Annotated in this window: 7 protein-coding genes; 6 read left to right on the top strand and 1 reads right to left on the bottom strand. The window is 31.5% G+C overall.

The features are described 5' to 3' along the window. Positions 1-1,048 (top strand): T9SS type A sorting domain-containing protein (locus G507_RS0114555; protein ID WP_026718178.1); only part of this gene is annotated, 1,048 nt, incomplete at its 5' end. Positions 1,049-1,533: 485 nt separating this feature from the next. Here the strand turns inward: G507_RS0114555 and G507_RS17055 are convergent. Continuing rightward, positions 1,534-1,767, bottom strand: a complete 234-nt coding sequence (locus G507_RS17055; protein ID WP_035666314.1) for a hypothetical protein — start codon at positions 1,765-1,767, stop codon at positions 1,534-1,536. A gap of 150 nt (positions 1,768-1,917) precedes the next feature. Between G507_RS17055 and G507_RS0114545 the strand changes: the two genes are divergently transcribed. The 5 genes from G507_RS0114545 to G507_RS0114525 all read left to right on the top strand — a co-directional run bounded on the left by G507_RS0114545 (position 1,918) and on the right by G507_RS0114525 (position 9,024). After that, positions 1,918-4,140 carry a RelA/SpoT family protein gene (locus G507_RS0114545; RefSeq protein ID WP_026718177.1) on the top strand — a complete coding sequence of 741 codons (2,223 nt, stop codon included), beginning with the start codon at positions 1,918-1,920 and terminating at the stop codon, positions 4,138-4,140. A gap of 96 nt (positions 4,141-4,236) precedes the next feature. Further along, positions 4,237-4,674, top strand: a complete 438-nt coding sequence (locus G507_RS0114540; RefSeq protein WP_026718176.1) for a Fur family transcriptional regulator — start codon at positions 4,237-4,239, stop codon at positions 4,672-4,674. Positions 4,675-4,716: 42 nt separating this feature from the next. Next, on the top strand, positions 4,717-5,988 hold the full coding sequence (locus G507_RS0114535; RefSeq protein ID WP_026718175.1) for an adenylosuccinate synthase: 1,272 nt from the start codon (positions 4,717-4,719) through the stop codon (positions 5,986-5,988). A 143-nt stretch (positions 5,989-6,131) separates the two neighbouring features. Continuing rightward, positions 6,132-7,790: an OstA-like protein gene (locus tag G507_RS0114530; protein ID WP_035666312.1), complete on the top strand. Its 1,659-nt coding sequence runs from the start codon at positions 6,132-6,134 to the stop codon at positions 7,788-7,790. A 49-nt stretch (positions 7,791-7,839) separates the two neighbouring features. Continuing rightward, positions 7,840-9,024 carry an aspartate aminotransferase family protein gene (locus tag G507_RS0114525; protein WP_026718173.1) on the top strand — a complete coding sequence of 395 codons (1,185 nt, stop codon included), beginning with the start codon at positions 7,840-7,842 and terminating at the stop codon, positions 9,022-9,024. Positions 9,025-9,175 lie beyond the last annotated feature (151 nt).

Genomic DNA, 9,175 nt, shown 5'->3' with positions numbered 1-9,175 from the left:
TGGCACATTTATAAGTGCAACAGCTTTTGACCTGCAAGTGTCGTCCTACATTAGTAGCGAAGTTAGATGGTATCGCAATTCTTACAATGGGTATTATTATGCAGTTCATGCTTATAATAGTAATAGTTCAAATACTATTACAGCTGGGGGTAATACCCTTTCAAATGCTTTTTCTAAAATTATTTGTTTTAATGCATCAGGGCAATACCAATGGCATAGAGAAACCATAGGAACTTCAATTAATATTACTAGTATTGATTTTGACTCACAAAATAACGTTTATCTATCTGGTTTAACAAATAATTATATTTCGGGCAGTTTTTTAGGTTGGACTTTACCGGGTACAAATACTGGGTCAGCTGCTTTTGTAATGAAATGTAATCCTGATGTTTCTTCTTTCAATTGGCTATCTTACTATGATCCTTCAGGAAACTTTCTAGATGGTAATCTTCTTTACACTCCAACGAAAATTTATGTGTCGGGTAGTTTTAATGGAGCTTCTGTAACTTGGGGTACACAATCTGTAACTGGCCCTGGTTCAAATAACGCACGTGACCCATTATTAGTTACTCTTGATCCTACAACTGGCACTTGTACTTCTCTAAATCGTTTAGTAGGGAATAACGGCTTTGATGATGGTTTTACAAAAATGACACTAGACAATAATGGAGACCTTTTATTAGGTGGATATATGGGGTACCAACTTACCGATAGTAACAACGTAAATTACTACAGCAATGGGGGTAACAGTGATTTTTTCATAACTAAGTTTGCCACACAAGCATGCACTCCATTAGCAAATGAAACTTTTCAATCACAAAACATAAACCTATACCCAAACCCAGCAAATAACGTAGTAGAACTCCAAAACATAAACCAAGAATACAACTATGATTTGTACTCAATAACTGGTGTTTGTGTCCAAAAAGGAACAGTAAGCCTAGAAAACAATCGTATAACAATTGATAATTTAAGTACTGGTATCTATATACTGCAACTAAATGATAAAAACGGAAAACTAAGCAGTTATAAATTGATTAAAGACTAAAAAACAATCACAAAAAAACAGGAAAAAACATCTTTTTTATGATAGTTTAAATTTATGTTTAATTACGTTTAGTTTTATAATAGAAGAGATTCCTTCGGAATGTAAACAGTCTACTGAGAACTCAGAACTAAGATCAAAACAAAAACAAATAAAAAACGAACATTTAAGCCTATTTTTAAAACCCAACCCCTTTACTATACCTTTACTATACCTTTACTATACCTTTACTATGCCTTTACTATATCTTGAATAAGACTTTACCAAGCTATACTATGTCAAAAACTACAATTCAATATATACTTCAACTAATCCCTATATACCTTATTTCTCTTCACTTCTCACTTCTCACTCTTCACTTCTCACTCTTCACTTCTCACTAATAAGCAACCAACTCCAACAAATGTTGTTCAAATCTAACCTTTTGCAAATACTAATCTTCAATAGCTTTTATAATTTCTTTCTGTGCTCTTGGAGAAACAAGAATTTTATAAGCCATACTTATCTTTAAGCGCTTTAATTGATTGTTCAGAAGTTAAATAATCACTTTTATCTTCAGCCAAACGATCTTCTAAAATTCCTTTCATTTCTTCGGAAAGTTCATAATTTTCTTCCTCTTCTACAGTAATTACAATAGCTTTAGATTTAAAGTTTGCTTTAATTGCATCTAAAATATCAGATGTAATATCTACAGCCGATGATAAATGATAAGTAGTATACATATTATTTGTTTAAAATTATCAAAACAAATTTAATGAAAATTACTCAAAATCTAACATACGAAAATCCAATATCTAAAAATCAAAAAATCCGTAAAAAAATAGTTGTCCATTCCATAACTTTGTTATAACTTTAGGTATATAATGAAGACTATGATAGAAATTGATATTGAAGCTGAAAACAAAGCGATTGCGAAAGAATACAAAGAACTTTTACGCATTAGTTATCAAACCCTTACAGCCGAAGACAAGAAGCTAATTCGTAAAGCTTTTGACGTTGCTGTTGATGCTCATAAAGACCAAAGACGAAAATCTGGAGAAGCTTATATATTCCATCCTATTGCTGTAGCTAAAATTGTGGCTTCAGAAATTGGTTTGGGAGCAACCTCTATTGCTGCTGCTCTTATGCACGATGTAGTTGAAGATACTGAAATTACAGTCAAGGAAATTGAAAAAATGTTTAATCCTAAAATCGCACAATTAGTCGAAGGATTAACCAAAATTGCTCAAGTAAAAACGGACCAAAGTGGTTCCATGCAAGCGGAAAATTTTCGTAAAATGCTTTTGACGCTTAATGAAGACGTGCGAGTAATCTTAATCAAAATTGCGGATAGATTGCACAACATGCAAACCATGGACAGCATGGTAGATCATAAACAGGCCAAAATTGCATCTGAAACACTATATATTTATGCTCCTCTTGCCCATCGTTTAGGTCTATATAATATCAAAACACAATTAGAAGATTTAGGGTTAAAATATACTGAACCCGAAGTTTTTAATGACATTGTAAGTAAAATAAAAGAAACCAAAGAAGAACAAGACGAATACATTAAAGCTATTTCGGATGTGCTTAGCGAATCTTTGAATAAAGAAGGGATAGAGTTTTCTTTAAAAGGAAGACCAAAATCAATCTATTCTATTCGTAGAAAAATGAAAGTGCAAGGAGTAACATTTGATGAAGTTTATGACAAGTTTGCACTTCGAATTATATATAAATCCAATCCTCAAGAAGAAAAATTCCTAGCCTGGAAAATTTATTCAATTGTAACAGATCATTACCGACCAAGTCCAAGCAGATTACGAGATTGGATTTCATCCCCAAAATCAAGCGGCTATGAAGCACTTCACATTACTGTAATGGGACCAAAAGGACGTTGGGTAGAAATTCAAGTGCGTAGTGAACGTATGGACGAAATTGCTGAAAAGGGCTATGCTGCACATCACAAATACAAAGGTGTTGGTAGTGAAGAACATAGTTTAGAAATTTGGCTAAATCAATTAAAAGAAGCTATTGAAAATCATTCTTCAAACAATGCAGTAGATTTTGTTGAAGAGTTCAAACTGAATTTGTATGCCAAAGAAATTTATATTTTTACACCAAAAGGTGACATAAAATCCTTACCAAAAGGAGCAACTTCGTTGGATTTTGCTTTTAGTATACATTCCGAAATTGGTTGCAAAACAAGAGGAACGCGTGTTAATGGAAAATTAGTACCCTTAAATCATGTTCTTAATAGCGGTGATCAAGTCGAAATTATTACATCTGAAAATCAAAAACCAACTTCACAATGGATTGAGTACGTTACAACATCGAGAGCAAAAAATAAAATTAGAAACGTTTTAAACGAAAGTACCAAAAAAATTGCCGAAGACGGAAAAGAAATTCTAACTCGAAAATTGCGTCATTTAAAAATCACGTTAAATGAAACAACGGTTAATGAAATGGTAAACTATTTTAAATTACACACAAGTTTAGATTTATTTTACAAGATAGGCTCAGGATCAATTGACAACCAAAAACTTAAAGACTTCGCATCACAGAAAAACAATACTCTTGTTAATTTTTTCAAGAAAACAATTACACGAACACCAAGCGTTAAGCCTGAAAAAATAAAAGAAAATGAGCTAAATAAAAAATACGATATGCTTGTTTTTGGTTTAGAACAAGACAAATTAGAATATAAACTTTCTACATGTTGCAACCCTATTCCTGGAGACCCAGTTTTTGGTTTTATAACCATTAATGAAGGTATAAAAGTGCATAAAAAAGATTGTCCAAACGCCATAAGCATGCAATCCAATTATGCTTATCGAATTATTCAAGCCAAGTGGATCGATTCTAGCCAAGAAGAATTTAGAGCAATGCTTAACATTACTGGTATGGATACAATGGGACTTACCAATGCCTTAACAAAAGTAATCTCGAACCAAATGCACGTTAATATCCAAAACATTTCATTAAGCAGTGATGCTGGAATTTTCAATGGAAAAATAACAGTGGTTGTGGCTAATAATACTATCCTGAAAAAATTAATAGAAAATATTAAAAAAGTGGACGGAATTGAAAAAATAACTAGAATTTATAAGAATTAAAATTCTATTGTTAATAAAATTGGAAAACGTATTTAACACAGAAAACAAAATCAAAAAAATAAAAAGTATCTTTGCCATTATATGATGGTTAACCTTATGGAAAACAACACTAATCAAGAAGTAGTTAAAAACGTATTTACCAAGTATTTAGAAGAAAAAGCACATCGCAAAACTCCTGAACGCTTTGCTATACTTCAAGAAATTTACGAATCAAAAGAACATTTTGATATAGAATCTCTGTACATCAAAATGAAAAATAAAAATTATCGTGTAAGTAGAGCAACGCTTTATAACACTATAGAATTACTACTGGAATGTGGCTTAGTGCGTCGTCATCAATTTGGACAGAATCAAGCACATTATGAAAAATCATATTTCGACAAACAACACGATCACATTATCATGACAGATTCAGGTGAAGTTATCGAATTTTGTGACCCAAGAATTCAACAAATTAAAGAAACCATGGAAGAAATTTTTGGAATTAATATCCAAACACATTCGCTTTATTTTTACGCAACAAAAAAACAATAACGTACAATCGTTGTATTGCAACGATTCAACAAAACAAAAAAAATGACCGTAGATTTATTACTAGGATTACAATGGGGTGACGAAGGAAAAGGAAAAATCGTTGATGTACTTACTTCAAAATATGATATTATTGCTCGTTTTCAAGGTGGACCAAATGCTGGACATACTTTAGAATTTGACGGAATAAAACATGTTTTAAGAACTATTCCTTCTGGAATTTTTCATAAAAACGCAAAAAATATAATAGGAAACGGTGTAGTAATTGACCCAGTAGTTTTTCATAAAGAAATTGAAGGTTTAGCTAAATTCGATATGGATGTGACTTCTAAATTATTCATTTCAAGAAAAGCTCACCTTATTTTACCAACACATAGATTGCTTGATGCAGCTTCTGAAGCTTCAAAAGGAAAAGCAAAAATTGGTTCTACTTTAAAAGGAATTGGACCAACTTACATGGACAAAACTGGAAGAAACGGAATTCGTGTCGGTGATATTGAATTAGAAGATTTCAAATTGCGTTATAGAGCTTTAGCTGACAAACACGAGTCAATGATTGCTTTCTATGATGTAGATTTACAATACAACCTTCAAGAAATGGAAGACGAATTTTTCGCTTCTATTGAAGAACTAAAAAAATTAACTTTTATTGATTCTGAAGAATATTTAAACAAATCATTAAAAGAAGGAAAAACAATCTTAGCAGAAGGTGCGCAAGGTTCGTTATTAGATGTTGATTTTGGAACTTATCCATTTGTAACATCATCAAACACAACTGCTGCAGGTGCTTGTACTGGATTAGGAATTGCTCCAAATAGAGTCAAAGAAGTTTACGGAATCTTCAAAGCATATACAACTCGTGTAGGAAGTGGACCATTCCCAACTGAATTATTTGACGAAGTTGGAAGTGCAATGGCAAAAATCGGAAACGAATTCGGTTCTGTAACAGGAAGAGCAAGAAGATGTGGTTGGTTAGATTTAGTTGCACTTAAATATGCTGTTCAAGTAAATGGTGTGACAGAATTATACATGATGAAAGGGGATGTTTTATCAGGTTTTGACACTTTAAAAATCTGTACAGCCTATAAATACAAAGGAAAAGAAATCAGTCATTTACCTTATAATATTGAACCAGAAAACGTTGAACCTGTTTACACAGAAATAAAAGGTTGGCAAGCAGATTTAACAAAAATGACAACTTACGATGAATTACCTAAAGAATTAAAAGACTATATAGAATTCATCGAAAAAGAAGTTGAAGTACCTATAAAAGTGGTTTCAGTTGGACCAGATAGAACACAAACGATTACAAAATAATTAGATTTTTAAATTAAATTAAACCGTAGTTTTCACGTAAATTTGTGATTCTGCGGTTTTTTTTATACTCATACTTATAAAACTTTCTTAATTGAAATCAGCTTTTGTACTTTTTAATTAAATTTGACATAAAATAAATAGCATTGAAAAATTACATCTACATATTTTTACTTTTTATTCTGACAAGTAATTCTCTTTTTGCACAGAATGAGACCAATAATTCAGGTAAAATTGTTATTGAGTATTCTGATTTTATAGATAAAAATCAAAACGAAATTCCTGGAGCAATTGTCTTTACGGGAAATGTACGTGTACTTCACAATGGAGTAAAAATAAGCTGTAACAAAGCCTATCACTTTACAGCAGAAAATTACGTAAAAGCCTTTGGAAATGTTCAACTAGTTCAGGGTGACACTATTTTCATGAATAGCCGTTATGCGGAATATAATGGAGATAAAGAATTTGCTTTTGCCACTGGTGATGTAAACATGCGTTCTCCTGATTCAAATTTGGTAACTGATACTGTTTATTTTGACAGAAAATCTCAACAAGCCTTTTACAATAGTTATGGGACAATCACTAATAAAGACAATATCCTAAAAAGCAAATCAGGAAGATATTATTTGGATGAGAAAAAATATTCATTCAAAACGGCCGTTTCAGTTGTAAACCCAAGAAGCACAATCAAGACAAATCATTTGGATTACTATGATAATTCTGGACATGCTTATGTTTATGGACCTTCAACTATTACAAGCAAAACGGATTATATTTATACAGAAAATGGCTTCTACGACACCACAAATGATATCGGAAAACTCAAAAAAAACTCTCACATTCTCTACAACAGTAGACGAATTGAAGGAGATGATATTTTCTATGATCGAAAGAAAAACTTTTCCAAATTAGTCAACAATGTAAAAATTACAGATACAGTTAATAATTTGGTTGCAAAAGGACACTATGCTGAAGTTTATAGAAATACGTTAACCAAAAACGACTCAATGTTTATTACTAAAAAGGCATTGATTATTACCAAAACCGAAAATGATTCTATGTACATGCATGGAAAACGTATTTTGGTAACTGGACCACCAGAAAATCGAATTATTAGAGCTTATAACAATGTAAGATTCTTTAATTTAGACATGAGTGGAAAATGTGATTCTCTTCATTCGAGTAATAAAAATGCTTTAACTAAAATGATTGGAAAGCCAATTTTATGGAGCAACAAAAGCCAAATGACAGGAGATATAATGCACATTATTGGCAATAACGAATCAGAAAAAGTAGATTCTTTAAAAGTACTAAATAATGCTTTTCTGATTCAAAAAGATACTTTAAGTGAAAACGGATACAATCAGGTTAAGGGACAAAACCTATATGGAAAATTTAGAGAAAACAAACTTTATGAAGTAGATATTGTTAAAAATTGTGAAGCCATATCATATTTATATAATGAAGAGGATGAATTGGTTGGAATAAACAAAAGTGTTTGCAGTAGAATCAATTTAGAATTAGTAGAAAACAAAATCGAAACCATAACTTTCTTTAATAAAACTGACGGTTACATTTATCCAGAAGAAGAATTTCCTGAAAATGCCAGAAGACTTCGAGGTTTTCTCTGGCGTGGTGATGAAGAAATAAAATCAAAAGAAGACATTTTTCCTCAAGACGAACTCGATTTAGACGAAAAAATTCAAACTGAGACTAAAGCTAAAGAATTAATTGAAGACAAACCAATGGAAATTCTTAAAGAAACTTTAGAATTTGACAAAAAGAAACCTAAAAAGAAAAAATAGGAATACATCCGATAAAAGATTTTCAGACAACAGATAATAAACCACAAAAATGCTTTCCGATTTTTTCAAATACCAAGCACAAACGACTCCTCACCCTTTAGCAATGGAAATTTCTCATGCTAAAGGTTCTTATATTTATAATACAAAAGGAACTAAATTTCTTGATTTCGTAGCTGGAGTTTCAGCAAATACACTTGGACATCAAAATAAAAGAGTAAATGATGCCATAAAAACTCAATTGGATAAGTATTCACATGTAATGGTTTATGGTGAATATGCTCAATCACCAGCTGTTGAATTGTGTAAATTATTAGCAGAAAACCTACCTTATCCATTAACAAAAACTTATTTAGTAAATTCTGGAACAGAAGCTATTGAAGGTGCTTTAAAACTCGCTAGAAGAGTCACAGGACGAAGTCAATTGATCTCTTGTCACAACGCTTATCATGGAAATACTATGGGAAGTTTGAGTGTAATGGGTTTTGAAGAACGCAAACAAATATTTAGACCTTTAATTCCAGATGTAGATTTTATTACATTTAATAATGAAGCTGATTTAGAAAAAATAACTACAAAAACTGCCGGAATTCTTTTAGAAACCATTCAAGGTGGTGCTGGATTTATTCAACCACATAATGATTTTCTTAAAAAAGTCAGACAACGTTGTGATGAAGTTGGAGCAATTATGATTTTAGATGAAATCCAACCTGGTTTTGGTCGAACAGGAAAATTATTTGGATTTCAAAACTATGATGTTATTCCAGATGTAGTTGTCATGGGAAAAGGAATGGGAAGTGGAATGCCTGTTGGTGCTTTTACAGCTTCAGAAAAAATGATGGATTTACTAAGCCATAACCCAAAATTAGGACACATAACAACTTTTGGAGGTCATCCCATTATTGCTGCAGCATGTTTAGCTACTTTACAAGAATTAACTGAAACCGATTTAATGCAACAAGCCTTAGAAAAAGAACAATTAATTCGAAAATTATTGGTTCATCCTTTAATTACCGAAATTCGTGGAAAAGGCTTAATGTTAGCTGCCATGACAAAAAGTCCTGAAATAACAGACAAAGTCATACTACGCTGTCAAGACAAAGGTTTAATTTTATTTTGGTTATTGTTTGAAGGTTGTGCTATACGCATCACTCCACCACTTACAATTTCAAACGAAGAAATTAAAGAAGGTTGTGGCATTATTCTTGAAGTTCTTAATGAAATTGACGCTGAATAAAAGGCAACTATTGGAAAATCAAAAAATGAAAAACCTTTACTTGTTAATTTTTAGCGGTTTAACTATTGAAATTGTTAATTAAATTGTTTAAAACAATAAAAGCTAAAAATCAGATTAGCCTTTAATTTAGTTAATTTTAAATAGGATAAAT

The organism is Flavobacterium gelidilacus DSM 15343 (genome assembly GCF_000422685.1).
GTDB classification, from domain to species: Bacteria; Bacteroidota; Bacteroidia; order Flavobacteriales; family Flavobacteriaceae; genus Flavobacterium; species Flavobacterium gelidilacus.
The sequence above is the reverse complement of the archived record's forward strand: the minus strand, read 5'-3'. Positions and strand labels throughout refer to the sequence as shown.

Coding starts and splice junctions, on each gene's coding strand:
- G507_RS17055 (WP_035666314.1), bottom strand. CDS start 1,767: ATGTATACTACTTATCATTTATCATCGGCTGTAGATATTACATCTGAT.
- G507_RS0114545 (WP_026718177.1), top strand. CDS start 1,918: ATGATAGAAATTGATATTGAAGCTGAAAACAAAGCGATTGCGAAAGAA.
- G507_RS0114540 (WP_026718176.1), top strand. CDS start 4,237: ATGGAAAACAACACTAATCAAGAAGTAGTTAAAAACGTATTTACCAAG.
- G507_RS0114535 (WP_026718175.1), top strand. CDS start 4,717: ATGACCGTAGATTTATTACTAGGATTACAATGGGGTGACGAAGGAAAA.
- G507_RS0114525 (WP_026718173.1), top strand. CDS start 7,840: ATGCTTTCCGATTTTTTCAAATACCAAGCACAAACGACTCCTCACCCT.